Source organism: Microbacterium maritypicum (genome assembly GCF_008868125.1).
Lineage (GTDB): Bacteria > Actinomycetota > Actinomycetes > Actinomycetales > Microbacteriaceae > Microbacterium > Microbacterium maritypicum.
In genome coordinates this window covers 173,291-198,800 of sequence record NZ_WAAQ01000001.1, presented here as the reverse complement: position 1 = coordinate 198,800, position 25,510 = coordinate 173,291, and the positions used below count along the sequence as shown (strand labels likewise).

At 69.2% G+C, this 25,510-nt stretch carries 21 protein-coding genes; 5 read left to right on the top strand and 16 right to left on the bottom strand.

What is annotated here, in order from left to right:
* Positions 1–12: 12 nt before the first annotated feature.
* Both F6W70_RS00960 and F6W70_RS00955 read right to left on the bottom strand, forming a co-directional pair.
* Positions 13–1,236, bottom strand: a complete 1,224-nt coding sequence (locus F6W70_RS00960; protein ID WP_151485676.1) for a glycosyltransferase — start codon at positions 1,234–1,236, stop codon at positions 13–15.
* 6 nt (positions 1,237–1,242) lie between these two features.
* On the bottom strand, positions 1,243–2,475 hold the full coding sequence (locus tag F6W70_RS00955) for a glycosyltransferase (RefSeq protein WP_017829618.1): 1,233 nt from the start codon (positions 2,473–2,475) through the stop codon (positions 1,243–1,245).
* 125 nt (positions 2,476–2,600) lie between these two features.
* Here F6W70_RS00955 and F6W70_RS00950 point away from each other — a divergent pair, with 125 nt between their 5' ends.
* Complete coding sequence (locus F6W70_RS00950; RefSeq protein WP_151485675.1) at positions 2,601–3,188, top strand: hypothetical protein; 588 nt, start codon at positions 2,601–2,603, stop codon at positions 3,186–3,188.
* A 47-nt stretch (positions 3,189–3,235) separates the two neighbouring features.
* A complete protein-coding gene (locus F6W70_RS00945; protein ID WP_151485674.1) occupies positions 3,236–4,579 on the top strand; it encodes a DUF2252 domain-containing protein in 1,344 nt (447 codons plus the stop codon).
* Between the two features lie 24 nt (positions 4,580–4,603).
* Here F6W70_RS00945 and F6W70_RS00940 read toward each other — a convergent pair whose 3' ends face one another.
* The 5 genes from F6W70_RS00940 to F6W70_RS00920 form a co-directional block, all read right to left on the bottom strand.
* Positions 4,604–7,612 (bottom strand): alpha-mannosidase, encoded by a 3,009-nt coding sequence (locus tag F6W70_RS00940; RefSeq protein WP_151485673.1) that lies wholly within the window; start codon positions 7,610–7,612, stop codon positions 4,604–4,606.
* 81 nt (positions 7,613–7,693) lie between these two features.
* Positions 7,694–9,160 carry a family 20 glycosylhydrolase gene (locus F6W70_RS00935; RefSeq protein WP_151485672.1) on the bottom strand — a complete coding sequence of 489 codons (1,467 nt, stop codon included), beginning with the start codon at positions 9,158–9,160 and terminating at the stop codon, positions 7,694–7,696.
* On the bottom strand, positions 9,157–10,074 hold the full coding sequence (locus tag F6W70_RS00930; protein ID WP_151485671.1) for a carbohydrate ABC transporter permease: 918 nt from the start codon (positions 10,072–10,074) through the stop codon (positions 9,157–9,159). Before F6W70_RS00930 ends, F6W70_RS00935 begins: the two co-directional genes overlap by 4 nt.
* The gene (locus tag F6W70_RS00925; RefSeq protein WP_055866286.1) at positions 10,071–11,024 is read right to left on the bottom strand and encodes a carbohydrate ABC transporter permease; all 954 of its coding nucleotides are present in this window, start codon (positions 11,022–11,024) and stop codon (positions 10,071–10,073) included. The genes F6W70_RS00930 and F6W70_RS00925 overlap by 4 nt, the downstream gene beginning before the upstream one ends.
* 35 nt (positions 11,025–11,059) lie before the next feature.
* On the bottom strand, positions 11,060–12,349 hold the full coding sequence (locus F6W70_RS00920) for an ABC transporter substrate-binding protein (RefSeq protein ID WP_151485670.1): 1,290 nt from the start codon (positions 12,347–12,349) through the stop codon (positions 11,060–11,062).
* 162 nt (positions 12,350–12,511) lie between these two features.
* Here F6W70_RS00920 and F6W70_RS00915 point away from each other — a divergent pair, with 162 nt between their 5' ends.
* Positions 12,512–13,798: a glycoside hydrolase 5 family protein gene (locus F6W70_RS00915; RefSeq protein ID WP_151485669.1), complete on the top strand. Its 1,287-nt coding sequence runs from the start codon at positions 12,512–12,514 to the stop codon at positions 13,796–13,798.
* A gap of 10 nt (positions 13,799–13,808) precedes the next feature.
* Here the strand turns inward: F6W70_RS00915 and F6W70_RS00910 are convergent, their stop codons facing one another.
* Positions 13,809–14,831 (bottom strand): LacI family DNA-binding transcriptional regulator, encoded by a 1,023-nt coding sequence (locus F6W70_RS00910; RefSeq protein WP_151485668.1) that lies wholly within the window; start codon positions 14,829–14,831, stop codon positions 13,809–13,811.
* Positions 14,832–14,954: 123 nt separating this feature from the next.
* Here F6W70_RS00910 and F6W70_RS17720 point away from each other — a divergent pair, with 123 nt between their 5' ends.
* Positions 14,955–15,953, top strand: a complete 999-nt coding sequence (locus tag F6W70_RS17720) for an EndoS/ChiA family endoglycosidase (protein ID WP_170287835.1) — start codon at positions 14,955–14,957, stop codon at positions 15,951–15,953.
* 31 nt (positions 15,954–15,984) lie between these two features.
* Here the strand turns inward: F6W70_RS17720 and F6W70_RS00900 are convergent, their stop codons facing one another.
* Positions 15,985–17,619 (bottom strand): fucose isomerase, encoded by a 1,635-nt coding sequence (locus tag F6W70_RS00900; protein WP_151485667.1) that lies wholly within the window; start codon positions 17,617–17,619, stop codon positions 15,985–15,987.
* Positions 17,616–19,148, bottom strand: a complete 1,533-nt coding sequence (locus F6W70_RS00895) for an FGGY-family carbohydrate kinase (RefSeq protein ID WP_151485666.1) — start codon at positions 19,146–19,148, stop codon at positions 17,616–17,618. Before F6W70_RS00895 ends, F6W70_RS00900 begins: the two co-directional genes overlap by 4 nt.
* A 195-nt stretch (positions 19,149–19,343) precedes the next feature.
* Between F6W70_RS00895 and F6W70_RS00890 the strand changes: the two genes are divergently transcribed.
* Entirely contained in the window at positions 19,344–19,634 is a 291-nt protein-coding gene (locus tag F6W70_RS00890) for a hypothetical protein (protein WP_017829636.1), read from the top strand.
* 29 nt (positions 19,635–19,663) lie between these two features.
* On the opposite strand, the gene F6W70_RS00885 is transcribed toward F6W70_RS00890, so the two are convergent.
* The 6 genes from F6W70_RS00885 to F6W70_RS00860 all read right to left on the bottom strand — a co-directional run bounded on the left by F6W70_RS00885 (position 19,664) and on the right by F6W70_RS00860 (position 25,498).
* Entirely contained in the window at positions 19,664–20,761 is a 1,098-nt protein-coding gene (locus F6W70_RS00885; RefSeq protein ID WP_318278767.1) for a LacI family DNA-binding transcriptional regulator, read from the bottom strand.
* 82 nt (positions 20,762–20,843) lie between these two features.
* Positions 20,844–21,284, bottom strand: a complete 441-nt coding sequence (locus F6W70_RS00880) for a DoxX family protein (protein WP_151485665.1) — start codon at positions 21,282–21,284, stop codon at positions 20,844–20,846.
* A gap of 105 nt (positions 21,285–21,389) precedes the next feature.
* Positions 21,390–22,259 (bottom strand): dihydrodipicolinate synthase family protein, encoded by an 870-nt coding sequence (locus F6W70_RS00875; protein ID WP_151485664.1) that lies wholly within the window; start codon positions 22,257–22,259, stop codon positions 21,390–21,392.
* Positions 22,256–23,911 (bottom strand): tripartite tricarboxylate transporter permease, encoded by a 1,656-nt coding sequence (locus F6W70_RS00870; protein WP_055866307.1) that lies wholly within the window; start codon positions 23,909–23,911, stop codon positions 22,256–22,258. The genes F6W70_RS00875 and F6W70_RS00870 overlap by 4 nt, the downstream gene beginning before the upstream one ends.
* A complete protein-coding gene (locus F6W70_RS00865; protein WP_017829648.1) occupies positions 23,908–24,465 on the bottom strand; it encodes a tripartite tricarboxylate transporter TctB family protein in 558 nt (185 codons plus the stop codon). The genes F6W70_RS00870 and F6W70_RS00865 overlap by 4 nt, the downstream gene beginning before the upstream one ends.
* Before the next feature lie 64 nt (positions 24,466–24,529).
* Positions 24,530–25,498 (bottom strand): tripartite tricarboxylate transporter substrate binding protein, encoded by a 969-nt coding sequence (locus tag F6W70_RS00860; RefSeq protein ID WP_055866310.1) that lies wholly within the window; start codon positions 25,496–25,498, stop codon positions 24,530–24,532.
* Between the last annotated feature and the right edge of the window lie 12 nt (positions 25,499–25,510).

Below are 25,510 nucleotides of genomic sequence, written 5' to 3'. Positions count from 1 at the left end.
GAAGCCACCGGGTCAGCCGCCGGCGAGCACCCGCTCGTAGACCTCGACCATCGCCGCCGTGCGCGATGACTGCCGGAACGCCTCGGCGACCCCCGGAAGGGGCGTCGGAGCCGTGCCGTCGGCGATGTCGGATGCGGCCTGCCGCAGGGTCTCGGCGAGCGCGGCGGTCCGCCGGTCTTCACCGGCGGCATCAGGAACAGCCCAGAGCCCGCCCCCCAGCTCGGCGGCGATGTCGGGGTCGCAGATCACCGACGGCGTCCCCAGCGTGGCGGCTTCGAACGGGGTCATCCCCTGGGTCTCGAAGCCGATCGACGTCTGCACCAGCGCGTCGGCGGCGGCGATCCGCGCCAGGGTCTGCGGGTAGGTGAGCCGTCCGGCGAAGTGCACGCCGTCGCGTCCGCGGACGATCTTCTCGGCGGCCGCACGCTGGGCCCCGCCACCGATGATCTCCAGGTCGGCGTCGACCCCCGAGGCGACGAACGCCTCGAGGAACGGCAGCAGCCGCTTCTCGGGGCTCATCCGACCGAGCCAGACGAACCGTGGACGCCCGGGGGCACGCTCGGCGGGGCCCTGTGCCAGCGTCTGCGCGCGCAGGTCGTCGTCGATGCCGTTCCAGATCACGTCGACGTGAGGGAAGACGTCGTGCTGTTCGAGGCGTCGGGCGAAGTGCGTCGACGGCGCCGTGACGGCGGAGGCCCCGGCGGCCAGGCCGCGCAGGAACGCCCACCCGTCGCTGCCGCGCACCCGGTCGCGACCGCTGCTCGTGGCGACGCCGCGCATCGCGATGCCGCGCCACATGTTCAATGCGGCGAGCACCGGACGATGCAGCGGAGTGACGGCCGCGATGCCGACATCGACCCGGTTGTGCATCGTGTGCACGACGGGGATGCCGTGACGCTGCGCGTAGCGGTGCCCGATGAACGCGCCCCAGAAGTCGGCCTGGACATGCACCAGTTCCACGGGCGGCCGGCGGGTCATCGCCTTGTCGAGGAAACGGTCGGTCGCGCGACCCGGCCAGCTCATCGAGTACTCGCGGTCGCTCGTGATCGGCATCGAGGGCAGATCGACGTACGCCCCGCCGTGCGAGCCGGACGAGGAGCGCGACCCGTGCATCTTCGGAGCGACGACCGTGACGGTGTGTCCGGCGCGCTCGAGGAACTCGCGCTGGAGTCGCATCGACACCTGCGCTCCGCCGAGGGAGTCGAGGTGCTGATCGCCGAAGAAGACGATGTGCATGGCGGGCTACTCCGGCAGCGGCTCGTCGCGGTACAGCGCCTCGAACGTGTCGAGGGTGCGGTTGATGTCGTGGATCGCGACGCCGTCGAGCGAGGCCCGCTGCATCCGCTCGTACTCCGCAGGCTCCGCAGTGAGCACGTCGGTCAGACGTGCGGCGAGCTCATCGACGTTCCCGGGTTCGAACAGGTACCCGTTCTCGCCGTCGTGCACGAGGTGCGGGAGGGCGACGGCATCCGCGGCGACGATCGGCAGAGCCGAGGCCATCGCCTCCATGGTCGCGATCGACTGCAGCTCGGCGATCGAGGCGATCACGAACAGGCTCGCTCGCGAGAGCAGCGCGCGAAGCTCCTCATCGCTCGTGCGGCCATGGAAGGTGACGCGATCGGCCAGGCCGAGCTGCGCCGTCAGATGCTCCAGCTGCTTGCGCTGATCGCCGCCGCCGACGATGTCGAACGTCGTGGCGAGTGCCGGGTCGAGCTTCGTCATCGCCTTGAGGATGACCTCGACCTGCTTCTCGGCGGTGAGCCTGCCGACGAAGATGATCCTGTTCTTCTCGCGCGGGGCGATCACCGGCGTGTACTGCGTGCGGTCGATGCCGCAGCTGACCGGGATGACGCCCTCCACCTCGACGGTCTTCTCGAGGAAGTCGGCGGCGCGGCGCGTGGGCGTGGTGATGGCGCGGGTCATGTCGAACGTGCGCTTCGCATCCGCCCAGGCGAACTTGAGCACCAGGTCGTCGATGAACTTCGGCATCGTCGTGTGGTCGAGGATGTTCTCGGCCATCACGTGATTGGTCGCGATGACCGGGATGCCGCGTTCGTTCGCGATGTACGCGAGTCCGCGGCCGATCACGATGTGCGACTGGATGTGCACGACATCCGGCTGCACCTGGTCGAGAACCTTGCGGGCGTAGTGCTTCGAGCGCCACGGCCACACGAACCGCAGCCAGTCGTGCGGAGCCCAGCGCAGCGACGGCAGCCGGTGCAGGGTCATCGGCTCGCCCTCGATCACCTCGGTGTGCGGCTGCGTACGCCGATACGCCTGGTTGGGGGCCACGACGTGCACGTCGTGGCCGCGCTGCACCAGGCCGGCGGCGAGACGCTCGGCGAAGCGGGCGGCGCCGTTGATGTCGGGCGAGAAGGTGTCGCAGCCGATCACGATCTTCAACGGTCGGGGCGAGGATTCGGCGGCGGAGCCGCTCGACGGATCGATCGGATCGTCGGAGGAGGTCACAGACATGCTGCCTTACGATGTGGCGGCCAAGGAAGAGCCCTGGTCGGGCGCTGGCCACTCTACCCGAGGGGCCTGATCGCACGGCCGAGGCGTACCGGCCATCGCCCAGGCGCAGCCGATACCGTGGAGCCATGCGACTGACTGCCGAGGCCGATCCCCAGCTGTGGATTCCCGTGACGGACTCGCTCGGCTGGAAGGGGCGCCGCCACCGCAAGGCGGCGATCCGGATGCTGCTCGGCCAGGTGAACGCGGCCGTGGGTGCGACCGAGCGGCCGGGGTCGAAGTTCGGCGCGTGGGCGATGAGCCAGGCGGCGCCGATGCTCATGAAGCGGGCGGACGGCCGCGTGCTGGTGTGGACGTGGAAGGCGGAGCCCGAACTGGTCGTGGCGATGGCGACCGCGCAGGTGCTGACCCCGGACGTGCGCATCGCACGTGCATCCATGCCGATGGACTACGACGACACCGAGTCGTTCCCCACCCGGCTCGGGGTGGGCGAGAAGCTGCTGGTCCCGATGCCGCCCTCGCCGGCGTCACCGCCCTTCGCGACCTACACCTGGGACACGGGAACGCACCTGGTCACCCTGACGGCGGTGTGCAGCGAGAAGGAACGCTTCGGCACGCTGATCGGTGCACTCGACGACCTGGCGCGCAGCCTCCGCATCGCCGACGACCTCGCGGGTGGGGAATCGCCCGACGTGCTGCGACTCGATCCCGCCTGAGCGCGCGGACCCGGGCTCGGTGCCCGCGGTCCTGCCACAATGTCCTCATGCGCCCCGCCTGGACACGCCCGCTGTCGCATCGCGAACTCGTCGAACGCGGCGAGGAGGCCCGAAAGCGCGCGCCACGACGAGCCCTCGCCGAACTCGCGAGCGGCACGCGCGATCCCCTCGGCATCCTGGCCGCACAGAACAGCTCCCGCATCCCCGAGCTGCTCCCCCTGCGGGCCGAACGCATGTCGACGAGTCCCTTCGCGTTCTATCGCGGTACCGCGGCGCTGATGGCCGCCGACCTCGCGGATGCGCCGCACAGCGGCATCCTCGTCGCCTCCTGCGGCGACGCCCACGTGTCGAACTTCGGGTTCTACGCCTCGGCCGAACGACGACTGATGTTCGACCTCAACGACTTCGATGAAGCCGCATGGGCGCCGTGGGAGTGGGATGTGAAGAGGCTCGTCGCGAGCATCGTCGTCGGAGGCAGGGCGAGCGGCCGCTCCGATGAGGTCATCGACACCGCCGTCCTCACCGCCGTCTCCGGCTACGCCCGCGGCATCGCACGCGCGACCGAGCTGAGCCCGACCGCCCGCTACTTCACGCACTTCGACGTCGCCTCGTCACGGACCATGCTCGACAAGGCCTCGCAGAAGGCGATCCGCCGGGCGGTGAAGCAGGCGGAGCGACGCACCGGCGAGCGTGCGGTGCGCCGGCTCACGGTGGAGGATGCCGACGGCCGCCGTCGCTTCGTGCCCGACGAACCGACCACCACCGCGGTCGGCCCCGCACTCCTCGACGCCGTGCACGATCTGCTGTCGCAGTATCGCCGCACCACGAGCCCCGACATCGCCCTGCTGTTCGACCACTTCACCGTGAGCGACGTCGCACGCCGCGTGGTCGGCGTCGGCAGCGTGGGCACGCGCTGCTACCTGGTGCTCTTCCAGGATGGCGAGGGGGCCACGATCCTGATGCAGCCGAAGCAGGCGTCGCAGAGCGTGCTGGTGGAGTACGGCCGCATCCCCCAGCCGACCGCGCTGCAGGAGGTGATCGACGCCGACGGCGAAGGAGCGCGCGTCGTCGCGATGCAGCGCATCCTGCAGGCCCTCTCCGACCCGTTCCTCGGGCACATGCGCAACACGAGCGCCGACTTCTACGTGCGGCAGTTCCACGACATGAAGGGCAGCATCGACGTCGAAGACCTCGACGACGGGCCGTTCATCACGTACGGGCAGGCGTGCGCCGCGACCATCGCCCGCGCCCACAGCCAGTCGCTGACCGCCACCGAGGTCGCCGGCTACATCGGCAACGGGCGGGTGCTCGGGCAGGCGCTGCTCGAGTGGGCCCGCGCCTACGCCGCGGTGTCGCTCGCCGACTACGAGGCCTTCCGCGCGTCCCTCTGACGACTCCCGACCAGGACGCCCCTCTCAGCGCACGATGCGCAGCGTCCGCACCTCGAACGGACGCAGCTTCAACTCGCCACCGGTCCGGGCCTCGTCGATGTCGTCTTCGATCAGGCTCACCTCGCGTACCTCGCGGTGCTCGAACCCGACAGAGACCTCGCCGGCCGCACGCCGTCCGAGCGCCTCGTACACGCGCACGATCACGTCGCCCGAGCCGTCGTCGGCCAACTTGACCGCCGACACCACGATGCCCTCTCCCTCCACCGACACGAGGGGCTCGACCTCGCGCTCACCGCGCACGACGCTCGGGAGCGCGTTGATCCGGATGCCCTCGGCCGTCGCGATCGCGGCATCCGCTCCGACCACGAAGCCGACCTCGATCTCGTGGTGGCCGTGGTCGGTGTCGGGGTCGGGGAAGCGCGGCGCCCGCAGCAGCGAGAGCCGCACGGTCGTCACGACCGCGTCGTCGGACACCTCGCGCGAGGTGTCGTAGCCGTAGATCGAGTCGTTCACCAGGGCCACGCCGAAATCTTGCTCGCGCACCAGCACGAAGCGGTGCATCGACGTCTCGAACTTCGCCGCCTCCCAGCTGGTGTTCGTGTGCGTGACGCGCGACTGATAGCCGAACTGGGTCTCGGCGTCGGTGTGCGCGGCCTGCACGTCGAGCGGGAAGGCGAGCTTGAGCAGCTTCTCGGTCTCGTTCCAGTCGATCTCGTTGCGCAGCAGCACGGTGCGCGACTCCGGCTGGAGGATGATCGTCTGCTCGATGGTCGACTCCGAGAACGGACGCACGACCACGATCCGGGCGGAGCCGCCGACCATCGAGGCCTCGATCGACGAGACGGCCGTGAGGTCGTCGACGCTGCCCAGGTAGTACCGGTCGATGTCCCACGCATCCCACATGTTCGGGAAGTCCTGGTGCAGCTGGAACAGGTTCGCGGCCTTGCCCGGCGCGACGGCATCGCGACCGGTGCCCTTGTCGACGGCCGAGACGATCAGGCCATCGGCGGAGACGAGCACCGAGACGAGCTCGTTCTCCAGGCGCCAGCCGCCGTCCTCCTCGGTGAGCGAGACCGGCGCCGCCGTGGACTCGGCCACGAAGGCCGCCCCGAGTGCGCGGCCGCGGCCGACCGATGTCGGCTCGAACTGCAGCTCCCGATCACCCTCGCCGGCGAGAGAACGGCGGGCGGCGACGGCGATGTCGCGGGCGTCCGAGAGCACATCCGACAGCACCGCGACAGCCTCGCGGTGCACCCACGCGATCGAGGTGCCGGGGAGGATGTCGTGGAACTCGTGCAGCAGCACGGCCTGCCACAGCCGGTCGAACTCGGCCTGGGGATACGCGGCGCCGGTGCGCACGGCATCGGTCGCGGCCCACAGCTCGGCCTCGATCAGCGCGTGCTCCGCCCACCGGTGCAGCGCCTTGGTGGCGTGCTGGCTGGTGAGCGTTCCGCGGTGCAGCTCGAGGTACAGCTCGCCGACCCACACCGCCGGGTTCGGCAGCTCGGCCTTGGCGGCGTCGAAGAAGTCGTCCGGGTGCTCCCACACGACCTGCGCGCTGCCCTCGAGGTCGCGCAGGCGCTCGGCCTTGCCCGTCATCTCGCGGGTCGTGCCACCGCCGCCGTCACCCCAGCCGACCGGGGCGATCGACCGCGAGCTGAGGCGGTTCTCCTTGAACTGGCGAGCGGCCTTCGCGACCTCCATGCCGCTGAGCTGCGAGTTGTAGGTGTCCATCGAGGGGAAGTGCGTGAACACCTGCGAACCGTCGATGCCCTCCCACAGGAAGGAGTGGTGCGGGAAGACGTTCTGCTGGTTCCAGGAGATCTTCTGCGTGAAGAACCACTCGAACCCGGCGCGGCGCATCAGCTGCGGCAGGGCCGGCGAGTACCCGAAGCTGTCCGGCAGCCAGACGCCCTTCGAGCGGATGCCGAACTCGCGCTCGAAGAACCGCTGCCCGTGCGAGAACTGCCGCACGAGCGACTCCCCCGTCGGCATCACGGTGTCGGACTCGACCCACATGCCGCCGAGCGGCAGGAAGCGCCCCGCGGCAACCGCGGCCTTGACCCGCTCCCACACCTCGGGGCGGTGCTCCTTGATCCACGCGTACTGCTGCGCGCTCGACATCCCGTACTGGAACTGCGGATGCTCGTCGATGAGCGTCGTCATCGACGACGTGGTGCGCGCGACCTTGCGGATCGTCTCCCGCACCGGCCACAGCCACGCCGAGTCGATATGCGCGTGTCCGACGGCCGAGATGCGGTGCGCACTCGCCTCGGCGGGCGCGGCGAGCACGTCGGCGAGGCGGGCGCGGGCAGCGGGCGCGGTAGCCACGATGCGCTGCAGGTCGAGCACGTCGAGCGCGTCGTCCATGGCCTGCAGGATGCGCATGCGCCGCGGCGAGGTCGCCGGCAGCTCGGCCTGCAGCTCGAACAGCACCTCCAGGTCGAGGGAGAGGTCGAAGACCTCCTCCTCGAACACCGCCAGATCCATCCGGCGCGTGCGGTAGAGCGGCTCCTTCGAGGAGGTGAGGATGTCGCCCTCCTGCGTCGGCAGGAAGGGGTGGTAATCGAGCAGCACCGGGTTGGATGCCGCTTCGAGATACAGCTCGACGGGCTCTTCGCCCGCGGCGGCCTCGGCGATCGGCACCCACTGGTTGCGCGGATTGATGCTCTTCACGGGAATCGGATCGGAATCCGTGGCGCCCCGGCGATAGGCCAGCGCCTCGCACTGGAAGCCGGTCATGTTCACGTCGAAGCCGAGATCGATGAGAGCCTCGACACGACGCCCCGCCCACTCGGCCGGCACGCGGCCGGTGAGCTTGAACCAGGTGGTGCCCCAGGCCGGCCCCCAGGGAGCGCCGACCGCACCGGGCTCGAAGTCGAGCGCGAGTCCCTCGGCAGGAGCGATCGGCTCACCCGGCAGCTCGTGGATCTCGACGCCCAGCGGCACGGAAGCGGAGTGGATCGCGGGGCGGATGCGCTCCTCGAGCACGCGCTTGACGCGGCCGACGGTGAGCGAGGTGTCGTCATGCATGGGTGGGTCTCCGGGCTCGACGGTGGGTGGGGGACGGGGTTCTGAACGGGGATGACTCGGATCGGTGCAGACGGCTCGACGCTACCGGGCGCACGGCCCCGGGGCGGTCGCGACACCGATCGCCGCGTCGATCTCGCAGAACTGATCGTGCGAGAGTGCGCTGGTGCCGTTCCACGCGCGCTCGGCCATCGCCCGCAGCGGCCTGCGTACCCCGTCGGCGACCTCTTCGGGGTTCTGCGCCGAAGCGTCGTCGGACCAGACGGAGAACGAGGCCCCGAGGAGCCGAGCGGGGTAGGGCATCGGGATCTCCTGCCGGGTGCGGTCCGGGAGCGCAGGGAACAGACCCGGATGCCACTCGGACTCCCAGATGCGCGCGCTCGTCGGATACGTGTAGCCCGCCTTCTCTCCGAGGACGTAGTACAACAGCGCGTCGTGGAAGTTCACGAGAGGGTTCCCCGCGTCGACGGCGGCAGCGAGCGGCCGCATCTCGACGTGCCAGTTCGTCCACCACGTCAGCACGAGATCCGGGTCGAGGGCGACGACCTCGCTGCGGAGCATCCCGTCGTTCCAGACGCGCGGGACGAGGCCGCGTGCACGGAGGTGCGCCGACATGGCGTTCACGAACGCGGTCAGCAGGTCGAAGCCAGTGGCGCGGGGCCCGTGCTTCTCCCTGGCGGCGGCGGCCAGCGCGGGATACTCCTCGATGCGCGCGAAGTCGACGAATTCGTCGCCGCCGAGGTGCCAGCGCGTGCTGCGCGGGAACAGCGCGGCGACGTCGTCGATCAGCGCCGCGGCGAAGTCGATCGCCGCGGTGCGGGTGATGTCCAGCGCATGATCGGTCGGCAGGCCGCCGGCGTCCGGCAGGCGGAGCTCCGGATGCGCGGCGAGGGCGTGGCGGAGGTGGCCCGGCATGTCGAGGGAGGGCACGATGTCGATGTGCAGGTCGGCGGCGGTGTCGGCCACGACCAGGGCCTCGGCGCGGGTGACATGAGCGCTCGAGACGATCTCGGGGAACGCCTCCGAGCCGATCCGGAAGCCCTCGTTCTCGGACACGTGCCATTGGAAGGTCGTGATGCCGACGTCGGCCAGCGCGTGCAGCAGGTCGACGATCCACGGCGCGGGGAAGTGCTTGCGGGCGGCGTCGAGGTGGAACCCGCGCTCCGCGACCACGGGCGCGGAGCAGACACGGCCGTGCGGCACGAGGCCCTGCGCCCGCAGGTTGTGCAGCAGCTGACGTGTCGCCCGGAACGCCCCGGCCGCGGTGCCTGCGAACACCGCGATGTCCTCGCCGACCGTGATCTCGAACGACTCATCGGGCCTGTCGTCTCTCCGCAGACACACGACAGGGCCTTCGCCGTCCGGGATGCCGAGGGCTGCGAGCTCCCTGGTCAACCGCACCGCCTCCCGAGCGAGCATCGGGTCATCGGCCGCGACCCTGACCGTGGAGGGTCTCCATGCGCCGCTCGACAGCTCCGCCGTCGTCGGCTGCGGGATCGCGAGCCAGGGACGCGGGCTGTCGGCGCGGCCGGTGTCGTGCAGTGCGGTCACCCCTTGACGCTTCCCTCTTCGACGCCCTTGAAGAACTGCCGCTGCAGTACCGCGAACAGCAGGATGATCGGCACCAGCGCGATCATCGTCCCCGCCGCGATCACGCGCGGATTCGCGGCGAAGTTCGAGCTCAGATACTGCATGCCGACGGTCAGCGTGTAGTTCGCGGGATCCGACAGCACGACCAGCGGCCAGAGGAAGTCGTCCCAGGCGCCGATGAAGGCGAACAGCGCGACGACCGAGACCATGCCGCGGACGTTCGGCCACACGATGTGGCGCAGACGCTGCATCGTGTTGGCGCCGTCGATGGTCGCCGCATCCAGGGTGTCCGGGGGGATCATGCGGCAGGCGGCCATCATCAGCAACACGTTGATCGCCGCGATGGCTCCGGGGAGGAACACGCCCCACAGGGTGTTCGCGAGGCCGAGCGACTTGACCGTGAGGTACTGGCTCGTCAGCGTGACCTCGCCGGGCAGGAGCAGCGTCGAGAAGAAGATCGCGAGCACGACCCACTTGCCGCGGAACTTCATGGTGCCCAACGCATAGCCGCCGATCGTGGCGAAGACCACGTTGGTGAGCACGGTGCCGACGCCCACGAGGAGCGAGTGCCACGCGTAGTCGAGCACCGGGATCGTGCGGAACACCTCGGCGTAGTTGTCCAGGGTCGGCGCGCTCGGGATCAGCGACGGCGGGAAGTCGTAGATGTTCTCGGCCGCGCCCTTGAACGAGGTCGACATCTGCCACAGGAATGGGAAGACCATGATGGCGAGCACGCCGATGAGCAGTGCGTACTTGCCGATCAGACCGCCGAGCGACGGCTTCATGATGTCGGCGGAACCGCGCGTGCGGTAGGGCCGGTCACGCCGCTCCTTCGGAGTGCTCTCCTGGGTGACCATCGCTCGCGTCGTCGTCATCGCCTGGCCTCCTCTGCCGCCGCGAGTCTGGCGAGCTTCGCGTCCTTGGCCGCGCGCCGTCCGGCGAGGGCTTCCTTGATCGTGTCGCTGTTGTTCGCGACGCCCACGATCGCCAGGGGCACCAGGGTGAGCAGGAACAGCACGAGCGAGATGGCCGATGCGTAGCCGACCTGACCGTTGAGGCCCTTGCCCATCGATTGGATGAGCATGACCATGCTCATCGCCTGTCCGCCGGGGCCGCCGGAGCCGCCCGAGAGCACGTACAGCTCGGTGAACACCCGCATCGCCCCCACGCACACCAGCACCGACACGAGCATCATCGGACCGCGCACACCCGGAACGGTGACGGACCAGAAGCGGCGCCAGCGTCCGGCTCCGTCCATCGCCGCGGCCTCATGCAGCTCACGTCCGACGTTTCCGAGCGCGGCGAGGTACACGACCATGTAGTACCCGAGCCCCTTCCAGACCGTGAGTCCGATGGCGCAGCCGATCAGGAGCCACCGATCGGAGAGGAACTCGACGGGCCGATCGATCAGCCCGAAGAAGCTCAGCGCCGAGTTGATCGTGCCGCTTCCGGAGAACAGGAACTCCCACACGATCGCCACGACGACCGCCGATGCGATCACGGGGAAGTAGAACGTGGTGCGGAAGAAGCCGATCGCCGGGATCTTGCTGTGCACGAGGAGCGCGAGCAGCAGCGGGAGGAACGTCAGCAGCGGCACGCAGACCACGACGTAGACGAGCGACGTCGTCAGCGCATAGCCGAACCGGTCGTCGCCGAGCATCTTCTCGAAGTTGTCGAGTCCCACGAACTGCGCGGGACGAAGGGGGCGGGCATCCGTGAACGCGAGGGCGATCGTGTTCAGGAACGGCCAGAGGGCGAACACGAACACCCAGATCACACCGGGGAGCACGAGCAGGTACGGCGTGTACCAGCGCTGTCGTCTCATGAGGCATCCACCCCCTTCATCTCCGCGTCATCGGCTCAGCCGACGACGTTCTGCTCCGCGTACTCGACCGCCTTGTCCAGGGCCTCCTGCGCCGTGATGTCGCCCTTGACCGCGAGAGCGATCTGCTGCTTGGCGTAGGTCTCCATGGCCTCGGTGAACTGCGGGGCGCCGAGCATCCGCGCGTCGTTCATCTGCGAGGCGGCGAGGTCGTTGGCCGTGGCCTGCATCTCGTTCTGGGCGGTCTCGGCGAACACCGACGGGTCCTCGTTCGCGGCCTTGGTGCCGGGGAAGAACCCGGTGGCGAGCTTCACGAACTCGATCTGGTTGTCGGTGTTCGTGAGGAACTCGGCGAAGGCCACAGCGGTGGCGGCGTTGTCGGAGTTCGCCGAGACGCTGATGCCCTGCACGAACAGCGGCGGGTTGCCGAAGCCGTTGGTCACGTCGACGTCGGGGAGCAGTGTCGGGGCGTTGACCGCGATGTCCTTGTCGATGTAGTTCGGGCCTGCGGTCGCCCAGGCCACCGTGCCCTTGTTGAAGTTGTTGATGTTGGCATTCGCGGTACCGGCGTTCTGCAGCGCCTCCGGCGAGATCGCGCCGGCCTTGTAGAGCTCCGCATAGCGGTCGACGATCGCGACGGCCTCGGGAGTGTTGAAGACGAACTTCCCGTCCTTGTACACATCCTGCGTGCCCCCGCCGTCGGACACCATGATCTGGAGCGATTTAGGGCTCGGCACGTCGGAGATGGTCTGGATGCCGGCGGCGGCGAGCTGCTCGGCCGCATCCATCGTCTCCTCGAACGTCTGCGGAGTCGCGGTGACGCCTCCCTGCGCGAGCAGCGCCGTGTTCCAGTAGTTGAGCTCGGTGCCGAGGTACCACGGGAAGCCGAACGACCCGTCGATGCCGTCGTAGGTGTAGGCCTCGACACCACCGTCGACGTAGTCGCCGATGACCTTCGAGGCGCTGCCCAGGTCGAGCAGCTGGTCCGCCGAGGCCAACGAGTAGGCATACTCGGGCGGGAGGTTGATGACGTCGGGCAGCTCGCCGGACTCGGCCTGCTGCAGGATCTTGTCCTCATACCCGTCGGCGGGCTGGTCGATCCACTTCACCGTGGTGCCGGGGTTCTCCTTCTCGAAGGCATCGATGACGCCCTCGAAGTACGGGGTGAACTTGTCGTTCTTGAGCGACCAGGTCTGGAAGGAGATCTCTCCCCCCACCTCCCCGTCCGCGGCCGATCCGCCGGAGGTCGAGGCCCCGCCCGTGCAGGCCGTGAGCGCGAATGCTGTGGCCACCGCGATGCCTGCGGCGACACTGGTGCGGATCTTCATGGACATTCTCCTTCGAAGTGATCCAGGCTGCGGCGTCTCGTTGAGTCGCTGTGACAACCCCTACTAAAACGATATAGTGACCATAGCATGCCATAACGGCGCGCTCGGGGTCCAGCCCCGCCGCACGCCGCTCCCCCACCGTCGGTCCCGGAAAGGACAGCGATGACCACCTCCGCCGCCCCGCTGCGCTTCGGCGCCAACTACACCCCGCGCTCCCAGTGGATGCACGCGTGGATGTCGCTGGATCTCGACGAGGTGCGCCGCGACTTCGCCGCCCTCGCCGACCTGGGCCTCGACCACCTGCGCATCTTCCCCCTGTGGACCGTTCTGCAGCCGAACCGCACGCTGATCCGCGACGAGGCCGTCGACGACGTGCGGGCCGTGGTCGATGTCGCTGCCGAGTTCGGGCTGGATGCGAGCGTCGACGTGATCCAGGGACACCTGTCGAGCTTCGACTTCATCCCGTCGTGGCTGTTCACGTGGCATGACAAGAACATGTTCACGCACCCGGATGCACTCAGCGGCCAAGCCGAACTCGTCACCCGCCTCGGCGAGAGACTCGGAGGCGCCTCCAACTTCCTGGGCTTCACGCTCGGCAACGAGACCAACCAGTTCTCGGCGCAGACGCATCCCTCCCCGTGGCCGGTCACCGAGGCGGAGGCCGCGAACTGGATCACGACGCTCCTGGCCGCCGCGCACGCCGCGGCCCCCGTGCAGCAGCACGTGCACAGCGAATACGACGCCGCCTGGTACATGGACGGACACGGCTTCACCCCCGCACTGGCCTCGCGCCTGGGCGACATCACGACCGTGCACTCGTGGATCTTCAACGGCACCGCGCAGAGGTACGGCGGGCGGTCGGTGGCGTCCGACCGCCACGCCGAGTACATGATCGAGCTCGCCCGCGGATTCGCCACCGACCCCGCGAAACCCATCTGGCTGCAGGAGGTCGGCGCCCCGTCGAACTGCCTGACGCCCGCGCAGACCCCCGACTTCCTCGAGGCGACCCTGCGCTCGGTCGCCCGCACCGAGAACCTCTGGGGTGTGACCTGGTGGTGCTCGCACGACGTGAGCCGCAGTCTCGCCGACTTCCCCGAGCTCGAGTACACGCTCGGGCTCGTGGATCAGAACGGCGAGGCCAAGCCGATCGGCCGCCGTTTCGCCGAGCTCATCCCCGAACTGCGCGAGCGCAGACCCGCCCCCGCCCGCCCCGTCGGCATCGTCGTGGAGGTCGATGAGAACGACACGCCCGTCAGCCGCGGCGCGATGAGCCCCGGCGGCACGATCTTCCAGGCCTGGGTCGACGCCTGCGAAGCGGGCGCGGACCCCGCCATCGTCACGTCGAGCGACGCTGCCCGGCCCGAGGTGCTCGCCGCGCGCGGGATCACCGAACTGATCAGACCTGTCGTCGAGCGCACCGAGTACGCCTCACGGAACACCGTCGTCTGAGCTCTCCCCCTCAGCGCGGCGCGGCCGTGCTCTCGCGAACCGTGAGCTGCGGGACTGCGGCCACCCGATCGGGGAGCATCTCGGCGGCGTCGATCTGTTCGAGCAGGAACTCCGCCGCATCCGCCCCGAGCCCGAACGTGTCGCGGGTGATGCAGGTGATCGAAGGGTGCACGAGTCCGGCGACGACGGAATCGTCGAACGAGGCGATGGAGAGATCGGACGGCACGGCCAGCCCCATCTCCTGAGCCACGCGCAATCCGGCGATCGCCATCACGTCGTTGTCGAACACGACGGCGGTGGGCCGGTCGGCACGGCTCAGCAGACGACGCATGGTGGCGGAGGCTGCGGCCGGCGAGAAGTCGGTGGCGATGGTCTCGCCCGTGACGCCGCGGCCGCTCAGCCCGTGGAGCACATCGGTGCGCAGACGCGTGTGCTGGAACTCTGCGGGCCCGGCGACGTAGGCGATCGAACGGTGCCCCAAGGCCACGAGGTAGTCGAAGAGCGAGTGGGCGACCTGACTGTCATCCAGCCAGATCGTCGCGGGGTGCCCGTCCTCCGAGGCGTCACTGCCGATCACGACCGCCGGGAGCGGCAGGTCGCGCAGGACGGGGAGGCGGGGATCGTCGTCCCGCGGGTCGATCACGATCACTCCGTCGACCTGATTCGCACTGCGCCAGCGCCTGTAGGTCGCCACCTCCTCTTCGATCGAGGAGACCAGCACCATCTGCATCGCGATGTGTCTGGCGGCGAGAGCGGACTGCGCTCCGGCGATCAGGTCGGTGAAGAAGGCTTCGGTGCCGAGAGTGTCGGCCGGGCGGTTGACCGCGAATCCGACGACGCCGGCGCGGGCCCCCACGAGTGCCCTGGCGGCGGAGCTGGGGAGCCATTGGTGCTCCTCGGCGATGTCGAGGATGCGCTGCCGCGTCTGCTCGCTGACGCCCGGGCGGCCGTTGAGCGCGAAGGACACGGCTCCCGGCGACACCCCTGCCAGCCGGGCGATGTCCGTGATGGTCACGCGCTTCGCTTTGGACATGCCCCAACTGTAGCGATACAGGTCTGAGGCGGTTCTTGGACTGTGCACAACAGTCCAACGCTGCTACCGTGCTACTAAATCGCTTAATCACTGCGATCCGACGACGAAGTCTGGAGTGTGAAGATGAAGAAGTCATGGTCCGCCGCAGCAGCCGTAGGGCTCGCCGCGTCCTTGCTGGTAGCCGTCGCGCCCGCGTCCGCTACCGCAACCGGAGACACTGCCTCGACGGACGGCGCATCCGCCGCCTCGTGCGCAGCCGACCCGCAGTACTTCGCCTACTACCGCACGTGGCGTGACGCGAACGCATCTTGGCCGGGCAGCGAGAACGACCCGGAGAACCCGGCGGACAACACTCAGCGGATGGACGATCTCCCCGACGGCGTGGACGTCGCCTTCGTGTTCAACGCCTATGTGAGCGACGATTCCGGGTTCTGGGACGTGCTGAAGAACGAGTACGTGCCGAACCTGCATGCTCAGGGCACCCGGGTCGTCCGCACGATCGACATCGGTGTGATCCTCGACGCGCCCACGGCCGACACCCCGGCCGCCTATGCCGCGGCAGCCGACGAGATCCTCGCCGAATACGTCACCGACGACGGCCTCGACGGCCTCGACGTCGACATGGAGCGCTCTCTCACGGCCGCCCAGGTCGCTCGCGTGACCGGAGTCTTCCGGGCCCTGTCAGAGCACCTCGGACCGCAGTCCGGCACTGAGCGGCTCTTCATCTACGACACGAACCAGGAGGGCACCCACCCGCTCACGGCGGGGATCGCCCCCTACGTCTCCTACGTCCTCGTGCAGTCCTACGGCCGCTCGGTCTCCGGTCTGCAATCGACGTGGGAGAGCTACGCGCCCTACTTCGACGCGTGCCAGTACCTGATCGGGTTCTCGTTCTACGAGGAGCGCGGACAGGACTGGGGCGACACGACGGAGCCCTTCGACACCTCCCGCGCCGCCCGGTACGCCGACTGGCAGCCCACGGGCGCGACCAAGGCCGGCATCTTCTCCTACGCCGTGGACCGCGACGGCAAGGTCCCCGGCGACGACACCATCAACGAGTCCGACTTCTCGTGGAGCACTCGGCTCATCGAGCGGCAGGATGCCGCAGCGGTTTCTCACTGAGACGGCCCGAGCCGAGAGGCTCACCGGCGGGTCAGACCGTCACATCTCCCACCAGGTTGACCTTGATGCCCATCCCGGCGAACATCGCGGCCTTCGCGATCAGGGCCTTGTCCGCCGTCTCCGCATCCGGGGCGTAGACCAGCTGCGCATGGTTGGCCTTGTGGCGGGCCATGAACTGGTCGCGCGAGATGCCGTGCAGCACCACGTGGGCGATCGGCCATTCTGGGTTGGTGGCGTCCTTGCGGCGCTGCGTCTCCTCCTCCGGCAGCTCCACGACCGACGCCCGGAAGATGTCGGCCTGCAGGATGCCCTCGGCGATGAAGACGCGCGACAGCACGATCTCGCCGGGCTTCGAGACACCGTTGATCGTGGCACCGCCCGCAGGGAAGAACACGTGGCCCTGACGCCAGCCCTCGGCGTTCTGCCACCCGCCCAGGTGCGAGGCGGGCACCGAGCCGGAGATCTCATAGACCCAGACGAACCGACCGTCGTAGTCCTCGCCCCAGCGCACGTCGTGCAGGGTGTTGTCGGGCACGAGACCCATCGCGCGCCACACCCGGTCGGTGACGAGCGCGTCGACCGCGACGCCCTCGTCTGCTTCGTTGAAGTGCGGGAAGGCGCGGCCCTCGTGCAGCACGCGCGAGCCGTCGCGCGAGGTCACCGGCGGGCGTTCGGTGGAGTTCAGGATGCCCTCGGCGAGGTCGGATGCCGGCACCAGGTCCTTCAGCCCCTGCTGGTACTGGATGCCGACCGCGTCGAGCCCGAAGTCGTCGGCGATGCGGAGCGCAGCGATGTACATCTTCAACTGCCACTGCACCTGCTCGCGCGTGAGCTCGGTGGCGGCGTCCTCGCCGTACCGGAAGGTCATGCCCGCCTCGATCAGCCAGTCGTAGGCGGCATCCGCCTCGTCCTCGGTGACGTTCAGCATCTCGGCGTACAGCGCCGACTGCGACAGGCGCTCCTTGTAGATGCCGGTCTGGTTGAGCAGCTCGTCGTCGAAGATCGCGTTGTACATGCCCATGCAACCCTCGTCGAAGACGCCGATGATGGCCTTCTCGGCGAGCAGCTCTGCCGCGAGCGCCTCACCCAGCTGCTTCTCGGGGCTGTCCGGCAGCGCGGGCAGCGCCCGCACGTGCGAGGCGTCGTGCGTGATGGCGCCGGTCTCGGTCCACTCCCTGATCCCGTCGGTGAACCACTCGTCGGTGAAGTCGACCGACCAGGTCGTCGCGTACGGCTTGTCCATCTTGGTGAGCCCCGCGTTCAGACCGAGCAGCCCGACGAGGCCGGGCCAGTCCCCCGCGAAGTTCGCGACCGTGAGGATGGGCCCCTCATGCGACCGGAGACCGGCGAGCACGTGGTGGGAGTACTGCCAGTTGGCGATCGCGACGATCAGAGGAGCATCGACGGGGATGCCCTTGAACACCTCGAGGCCCATGCGCTGGCTCGAGATGAAGCCGTGCCCGGTCTGCGGGTCCACCCCGAACGGACGGATGACCTCCCAGCCGAGCGCGTTCAGCACTCCGGCGACGCCGCTCTCGAGCTCGACCTGGGTCGGCCAGCCGGCGACGTTCGCCGACTCGCGCAGGTCGCCGGACGTGATGATGTACGCGGTCTTCGGCGCGGTGGCGGGGCGGGGAGCCGCGGTCGGCAGGGTGTACGTGGTCATGATGCCTCCGGGGCTATGGGGGTGGTGGTCGGGGCGGTTGGGGCGGCACCGCGCTGCGCGGCGGCCAGTTCGTGCACGACGGATCTCGATCCCTCATAGAGGCGCACGTAGCGCTCGAACAGGGAGTCGTAGAGCGGCCTCAGCGCCTCATCCGGGCTGATGCGCTCCGAGATCGGGTTCCAGGCGGTGATCGTCGGCACCTCGCCCGGAGCAGCGGTCGCGATCGCCGCCAGGAAGGCCGCGCCGTAGCTCGCGCCGATCGTCGTCGCAGGCACCTCCTGCACGAGGCCGGTGACGTCGGAGACGATCTGCAGCCACAACCGCCCCTGCGTTCCGCCGCCGACCGCGACGATGCGGCGGATGTCGGCACCTGCCGCCCGCATGGTCTCGACGTTGTGCCGCACCCCCAGGGCGGTCGCCTCCAGCGCCGCACGGTACAGGTCGCCGCGCGTGTGCGCGAGGGTGAGGCCCGCGATCACGCCCCGAGCGTCCGGATCCTGGATCGGCGTGCGCTCGCCCGCGAAGTAGGGCAGGACGAGGAGGCCGTTCGCGCCGGCGCCCGACGCGGCAGCCTCGGCGAGCAGTTCGGGATAGTCGGCACCGGTCAGGCCTTTGAGCCATGCGGTGAGAGCGCCGGACGTCGAGAGGCCGCCGGCGAGGTTGCGGGTGCCGGCGAAGGCCCCGGCCGTGGTCCACATCGACGGCGTCCGCAGGGTCTCTTCGCCGGTGGCCACGAGGAACATGGTCGTGCCGTACATCAGCATCAGGTCGCCGACCTCGTGCGCGCCGACGCTGACGGCTTCGGTCCAGGCATCGATCGTCCCGGCGATCACGGACGTGCCCGAGGGGATCCCGGTGAGGGCTGCCGCCTCGGCCGTGACATCTCCGGCGACCTCGCCCGCCCAGTGCAGCCGCGGCCGCTCGATCTCGCCCGCGTATCGCGCCCACCACGGGTCGTGCCAGCACTCGCCCTCGATGTCGTAGAGGGGAGAGACCTGACTGGCGGACTGGTGATCGAGCACGTACGCACCGGTGAGCCGGCGCACGAGCCAGGACGCGGGCATGTACAGCCGCCTAGCTCGCTCCCACGCCTCGGGCTCCTCCTCCGCGATCCAGGCGATCTTCGGCCCGCCCGCCTGCGAGGTCAAGGTCGATCCGCCGATGCGCGTGATCTCGTCGACGCCGAGCTCGGCGGTCATGCGCTCGATCTGCGCGGTCGAGCGGGTGTCGACGCCGTAGAGGATGGCCGGGCGCACGGGTTCGCCGCGTTCGTCGGCGAGCAGGATGCAGGGCCCCATGCCGCTGACGCCCACACCGATGATCTCGGCATCGGGGACTCCGGCGAGCAGTTCGCGCGCGATCGCGACGAACTCGTCCCACCAGATCGCGGCGTCCATCTCGACCCAGCCCGTGCGAGGGCGTTCGACGTCATGCGCCCTGGTCGCCGTCGCCAGGATGCCGCCGTCGGCACCGACCAGCACGCCCTTGCTGCTGGACGTGCCGATGTCCACCCCCAGGGTGCAGCGCATGGAGTCCTCCTCGTGCCGGGACGACGGAGTCCTCGGTCTGATCGCCACTGTACGCGAAATCGATTTCATGCCGCAAGGCGCGAGTAGTCCTGCACCACTCGCGCCAGAGAGTGATCTGCCCACCGAGAGCGGCTTTCTGGCTGACCAGCACCGGAATACCGTGACATTCTGGGCACCCCGAATCAGACTGGAGGCATGCGCTTGGACGACCCGCAGGTATGGACGCTGATCGGCGTGTTCACGACGATGATGCTCGGCGGCATGACCCTCATGACGATGCAGTTCAGCCGCGTGATCCGCGCCGAGATCGGTGGTCTGCGCGGCGAGCTGCGAGGTGAGATCGGCGGGTTGCGCGGCGATCTGAGCGGGCGGCTGGAGAGCCTCGAGGGCCGGCTCACCGGCCGCATAGACGCCCTGGAGCATAAGGTCGACAGCCTCGACAAAGAGGTGGCGAACCTCGCGACGCGGTTCTGGCGCTCACAGTAGTCCGCCCGACGCCCCGCCCGACCGCCCGCTCAGCTCCGCGTCGCGCTCGCGGGCTGGAGCTCGTTGCGCAGCACGACCGTCCGCGCCGGCTGCGTGTCACCCTTGATGCGATCCAGCAGCATCCGCGCCGCGGTCACGCCCATGTGCCGCGCCGGCAGTCGCACCACGGTCACGGCCGTCGGCGAGAGTGTCGTGAACGGCAGGGAGCCGATCACCGCGACACCGACATCCGGCGGAGTGCGCCCGTGCTCCGTGAGCACCTGGATGGCGCCGACCCCGATCAGGTTGTTGCCGGCCACCACCGCATCCGGCGGCTCGGGCAGCGCGAGCAGCTCCTCCATCGCCGACCGGCCACCGTCGACGCGGAAGGTCGTGAAGCGCTCGAGCCCGTCGAGGTCGAGGGCGGGGTGGGCCGTGGTGAGCGCGGAGCGCCACCCCGCGGCGCGCTCGGCGGCGGTGTCGATGTGCGCGGGGCCGCCGATGTAGGCGATGCGACGGTGGCCCGCATCGATCAGGCTCCGCGTGGCCGACGTACCCGCCGCGCGATTGGCCATCGTGACGCCGTCGATGTCGTAGGCCGTGCTGCGGTCGACGGCCACGACGGGCCGGCCGGTGGCGAGGATGCCGTCGAGGTCGGAGTGCTCGTCGGCTGTCGCGATGATGACGCCGGACATGTTCTCGGCGATCGCGATGCGGAGATACGTCGCCTCTTTCTCCACCTGCGCGTCGGAGTTGCAGAGCACGACGGAGTATCCGGCTTCGGAGGCGACGTCCTCGACCCCGCGCGCCATCTCGGTGAAGTACGGGTTCTCGATGTCGGGGATCACGAGGGCGATGACCTCGGAACTCTGTCGACGCAGCGAGCGGGCGGCGCGGTTGGGGGTGAAGTCGAGCGTCGCCGCGGCCGCACGGACGGCCGCCACCTTCTCGTCGGAGACGCTCGTGCCGTTGAAGACGCGCGAGACCGTCGCGGGTGAGACCCCCGCGAGCTCGGCGACGTCGTAGATCGTTGCCATGCGCTCCCCTGCTCCCCCGCGGACTCCTGCTCCCGCCGAGCGCGGCGGGTGCTGCAACAGTATCGCGCGGTGGCCGAGGATCAGCGCCTCGGTGAAATCGATGCCGCGCACATCTTCACCCGCCCACGCGACGGATGCCGCGACCCCTCGGTCGCGGCATCCGTCCTGCGTGCGCTGTGCAGCCAGCGGTTCTTCAGCTCAGCCAGGCCGGCGCGCGTCCTCGCAGGAACGCTCCGTCGAGGGAGAACCTCCCCGCACCCGTGAGCGCGAGGGCGAGAGCTGCCGCGCCGAGGACCGCGACGAACTCGTAGCCGCCGTCACCGATCCAGAGACCGGCGGGAAGGTGCACGGCGACGAGGGCGACGATCATGTCGATCGCCAGCAGGATGGCGACCGGACGGGTGAGCAGCCCGAGGATCAGCAGGATGCCGCCGATGAGCTCGACGAAGGCGACGACCGGAGCGGCGATCTCCGGCAGAGGGACCCCCATGCCCGCGAAGCTGCCGATCGTCCCGGGAAGCGTGAACTCGAAGATCTTCTGTGCGCCGTGTGCGGCGAAGATCGCACCGACGACCACGCGGAGGACCAGGAGTCCCAGCGAGGGTGCGGCGGATGGGGCTTTGGTGTTCGTCATGAGGAGTTCTTCCTTCGTGGCAGGACACCCGCGCGCCAGGCGCGGAGCAGGGTCGTTCCCTGCTTCCACGCTAGGAAGGCGACATTTCCATCTCCTGTGACCGGGTCACCGGTGCGCGGCGACCACCTCGGCGACGGCGGTGCGCTCGGCGGCGCTCGGCTCGGCGATGGCCATGCGGCAGTGCGTGTCGACGACGTCGAGCACGCGGTACGCCTCCTTCATGCGCGCCATGTCGCCCCCGATGAGCGCGACGACGTCGTCGACGGCGGCCTGGGCGGCGACGATGGCCGCCGCGTCTCCCGCTCGGCCCGCGTCGGCGAGCGCGCGGAAGGGCTTCGGTGTGACCGACGACACCCCGGAGACGACGCCCTGCGCGCCCACCTCGACGGCGGCGATCAGGTCGCGATCGGCGCCGGTGTAGAGGTCGAAGTCGGCAGGCACGACGGCCCGGTACGCGGCGATGTCGTCGAGCGAGAGTTCACTGATCTTGGCACCGACGACGTTGGGCAGTTCGGCGAGCCGCACCAGAAGCTCCGGCGAGACCGGGTTGCCGCTGCGAGCCGGGTAGATGTACACGTACAGGCGACCGTCGCCGACGGCATCCGACACCGCGCGGTAGTAGTCGAAGATCGCGTCGTCGGTGGCTCGCAGGTAGTACGGCGTCAGCGCGGCGAACTCCACGGCGCCCAGTTCGCGGGCGATGCGGGTCAGCCGCACAGCCTCGAACGTGCTGGGGCGGCCGACGTGCACGACGACGCGCATGCGCCCCTGCAGCTCGGCCAGCGCCGCTTCGACAATGGCCGCGAACTCCTCGGCATCCACCGCGGGGAACTCCCCCGTCGTGCCGAGCACGAATGCTCCCTCGTTCCCCGAGTCGGCGACGAATCGGAAGATCGCACGCGAACCCTCGATGTCGAGGGCGCCGTCGCGGTGGAACGCGGTGGGCACGGCGGTCAGGATGTCGTAGCGGGTCACTTCTCGGTCTCCTCGGAGTTCTTGCGGGGCTTGCGGGAACGACGCCGCGGGGCGTCGACGTTGCGGACGGTGGAGGTGAGCAGGTCCGGCTGCGCGGCGAGCTCGTCGTGCGCCTTCTCGATCTGCTGGATGCTGTCGTCGTGCAGGATCGAGTCCGCGAGCGAGGCGCGCTCGGCACGGGGACGACGGGCGGCACGGATCGCCGGCATCACGATCGACAGCACGGCCAGGGCGAGGAGCACGAGCGCGATGGGGCTGACGACCTCGAAGAACGGACGCGTGGGCAGGATCGCCAGCGTCCGGGCGAGGTTCTCCTCAGCGAGCGGTCCGAGCAGGAGCCCGAGCACCACGGGGCCCGCCGGCACCTGCATGCGCTTGAGCATCACTCCGATCACACCGAAGACGAGCATCGTCACGACGGTGGAGAGGCTGTTCGAGGTGGCATACGTGCCGATGATGCAGAAGATCAGGATGCCGCTCCACAGATACGGCTGCGGCACGTCGAGCAGCTTGACCATGCCCTTCATGCGGATCAGGCTCAGAACGAGCGACAGGATCGTCGCGATCAGCATGATTCCCACGATCGAGACGACCAGGTCGGGGCGGTTCGTGAACAGCGTGGGACCGGGCGTGATGCCCCAGATGATCATCGAACCGATCATCACGGCCATCACGGAGTCGCCGGGGATGCCCAGCGCCATGGTCGTGGTGAGCGAGCCACCGAGCGTCGCGCTCGAGGCGGTGTCGGAGGCCGCGACGCCCTCGATCGATCCCTTGCCGAACATCTCGGGGTGCTTGGACACCTTGCGCGCCCGCTCCCACCCGATGAGTCCCGCGATGTCGCCGCCGGCCGCGGGGATGAGCCCGACACCGAGTCCGACCGCACCGCCGACCGCCGTGGCCCGACCGCTCTGCTTCAGCTCGGCCCGGTTCGGCCACCAGCGGCCGAGGCTCGAGATGGGCCGCACGTGCGACTTCCGGTGCGTGAGCAGCTGGTCGAAGAGTTCGGCGATGCCGAAGAGCCCGATGATCACGGCGATGAAGTTCACGCCCTCGACGAGTTCGAGCACTCCGAAGGTGAAGCGCTGATCGGCCGTCGCCGCATACGTGCCGACGCTGCCGAGCATGAGCCCGAAGAGCCCGGCGAGGATGCCCTTGAGCATCGACTTCGACGAGATGCCGATCATGATCGAGATGCCGAAGACCACCAGGGCGAACAGTTCCGGGGATTTGAAGTAGTCGCGGGCGAAGCTGGCGATCGGCACAGCTGCGACCGCGAAGAGCACGAGCGAGGCGAGGATGCCGACGGCCGAGACGATCGCGGAGATCGTCAGGGCGAGACCGGCCCGCCCCTGCTTGGCCATGGGATAGCCGTCGAGCGTCGTCGCGATGGACGCGGGAGTGCCGGGGGTGTTGATGAGGATCGAGGGCACCCGATCGCCGAAGTTCGCGGCGACGTAGATCGTCAGCAGCACCGCGAGACCCTGCACGGGCTCGAGGGTCATCGTGAAGCCGGCGGCAAGCGCGACCGCCATGGTCGCGGTGATGCCGGGAAAGGCGCCGACCATGAAGCCGAGCACGAGGCCGACGAGCATGTAGAGCAGGATCGAGATGTCGAGGAGCGAGTTCAGCCCCTCCATGAGCGCGTTCACAGGGGGATCCTCAGGAGCATCCCGAACACGACGTAGACGAACGCCGTGACGGAGGCGGAGTAGATGATCAGGCTCAGCCAGCGGCGGTGGCCGTAGAGGAGCATGAGGGAGGCCATCAGCAGAGCTGCGGCGATCGGGAAGACCTCGATGCGGTAGCCGAAGAGGATGACCGAGCCCAGCGACCACAGCACGATGAAGGCGCCGGTGATCGCGAGCGTGGCGATGACGCGGAGGTAGCCGCCGGGCTGGATGCGTTCGAGGTCTTCGCGGGTGGGTGCCGGGCGGGTGATCGCGACGGCGAGCAGCGCGATGGCGACGACGACTCCGGTGACCCCGATCACGAGCGGCCAGAAGCGGGCGTCGATCTGCCCGGGGGCTGCCTCACGGCGCAGCGGGATCTGCGTCGAGAGGAACAGGTATCCGGCGGTGAACGCCAGGGCGACGACGGCGAACACGATCTCGAGAGTTCGCGACGCGGGCGCGCCCTCGTACTCGTCACCGGCGGATTCGTCGCGGCCTGCCGGTTCTGCAGCGGTGTCGGGGGTGGACATCATGCTCCTTCTCCTTCGTCGAAGGGGAACGACTGCGGGGCCGGTCTGCACCGGCCCCGCAGTGTTCTCAGCCCAGGAGATCCTTGAAGAGGTCGAACTGCTCGTCGACGAACGTCGTCCATTCGGCGGAGTCGCGGTACACGACGAGGTTTCCGGCATCGGCCTGGAACTTCTGGTATCCGTCGGACTCGACGGCTTCCTTGACCGCGGCCTCGAGCGTCGACTTCACGTCGTCGGGCAGACCCTTGGGGGCATAGATGCCGCCCCAGCCACCGAAGACCACGTCTTCGCCGATGGCCTCTTCGACCGTCTCGACGTCTTCCGCGTCGGGGTGACGCTCGTCGTTCATGACGGCGAGGATGCGCACGGCCTCGCCCTGCGCCAGGGCCTCGCCGAGGCCGGAGACGGCCGCGACGGTCTCACCGGATGCGGCTGCAGCGACGGCTGTCGCTCCGCCGTCGTAGGGGACCGGGGTGAAGTCGGCGTCGGTCGCGGCGCCGAGTCCGAGGGTCGCCGCCTCCCAGATGGAGCCGGCACCGGAGTTGGCGACCGTGACGGCGCCGGACTTCGCCTGGGCGACGAGGTCTTCGAGCGTCTCGATGCCGCTGTTCGCGCCGACCGTGACGACCCCGGGGGCGAGCATGATCTGGCCGAGCAGGTCGAAGTCGTCCGGCAGCACGTTCGCGCTCTGCGTGGTGTTGAGCATCGCGATCTCGACGGGCGCGAATCCGATGACGTAGCCGTCGGCATCCTGCGCGCCCACGTACTCCATCGCGAGGGCGCCAGCGGCACCGGGCATGTTCTCCGGGATGACGCTGACGCCGAGGATCTTCTCGAGCTCCGTGGCGAGCGCGCGCGACGAGAGGTCGGATCCTCCGCCGGGGTTGGCCTGGATGATGAGTCGGATGTCGTTCTCGGGGAACGCCGATCCGGCTTCCTCGCCCTCTTCGACCTTGGTGCAGGCCGAGACGATGAGAGCGGTGGCTGCGAGGGCGGCGATCGCGGCAGCCGCCCGGGTGATGCGCTTGCGGGGCATCTTTGCTCCTCT

Coding starts and splice junctions, on each gene's coding strand:
- F6W70_RS00960 (WP_151485676.1), bottom strand. CDS start 1,236: ATGCACATCGTCTTCTTCGGCGATCAGCACCTCGACTCCCTCGGCGGA.
- F6W70_RS00955 (WP_017829618.1), bottom strand. CDS start 2,475: ATGTCTGTGACCTCCTCCGACGATCCGATCGATCCGTCGAGCGGCTCC.
- F6W70_RS00950 (WP_151485675.1), top strand. CDS start 2,601: ATGCGACTGACTGCCGAGGCCGATCCCCAGCTGTGGATTCCCGTGACG.
- F6W70_RS00945 (WP_151485674.1), top strand. CDS start 3,236: ATGCGCCCCGCCTGGACACGCCCGCTGTCGCATCGCGAACTCGTCGAA.
- F6W70_RS00940 (WP_151485673.1), bottom strand. CDS start 7,612: ATGCATGACGACACCTCGCTCACCGTCGGCCGCGTCAAGCGCGTGCTC.
- F6W70_RS00930 (WP_151485671.1), bottom strand. CDS start 10,074: ATGACGACGACGCGAGCGATGGTCACCCAGGAGAGCACTCCGAAGGAG.
- F6W70_RS00925 (WP_055866286.1), bottom strand. CDS start 11,024: ATGAGACGACAGCGCTGGTACACGCCGTACCTGCTCGTGCTCCCCGGT.
- F6W70_RS00920 (WP_151485670.1), bottom strand. CDS start 12,349: ATGAAGATCCGCACCAGTGTCGCCGCAGGCATCGCGGTGGCCACAGCA.
- F6W70_RS00915 (WP_151485669.1), top strand. CDS start 12,512: ATGACCACCTCCGCCGCCCCGCTGCGCTTCGGCGCCAACTACACCCCG.
- F6W70_RS00910 (WP_151485668.1), bottom strand. CDS start 14,831: ATGTCCAAAGCGAAGCGCGTGACCATCACGGACATCGCCCGGCTGGCA.
- F6W70_RS17720 (WP_170287835.1), top strand. CDS start 14,955: ATGAAGAAGTCATGGTCCGCCGCAGCAGCCGTAGGGCTCGCCGCGTCC.
- F6W70_RS00900 (WP_151485667.1), bottom strand. CDS start 17,619: ATGACCACGTACACCCTGCCGACCGCGGCTCCCCGCCCCGCCACCGCG.
- F6W70_RS00895 (WP_151485666.1), bottom strand. CDS start 19,148: ATGCGCTGCACCCTGGGGGTGGACATCGGCACGTCCAGCAGCAAGGGC.
- F6W70_RS00890 (WP_017829636.1), top strand. CDS start 19,344: ATGCGCTTGGACGACCCGCAGGTATGGACGCTGATCGGCGTGTTCACG.
- F6W70_RS00880 (WP_151485665.1), bottom strand. CDS start 21,284: ATGACGAACACCAAAGCCCCATCCGCCGCACCCTCGCTGGGACTCCTG.
- F6W70_RS00865 (WP_017829648.1), bottom strand. CDS start 24,465: ATGATGTCCACCCCCGACACCGCTGCAGAACCGGCAGGCCGCGACGAA.
- F6W70_RS00860 (WP_055866310.1), bottom strand. CDS start 25,498: ATGCCCCGCAAGCGCATCACCCGGGCGGCTGCCGCGATCGCCGCCCTC.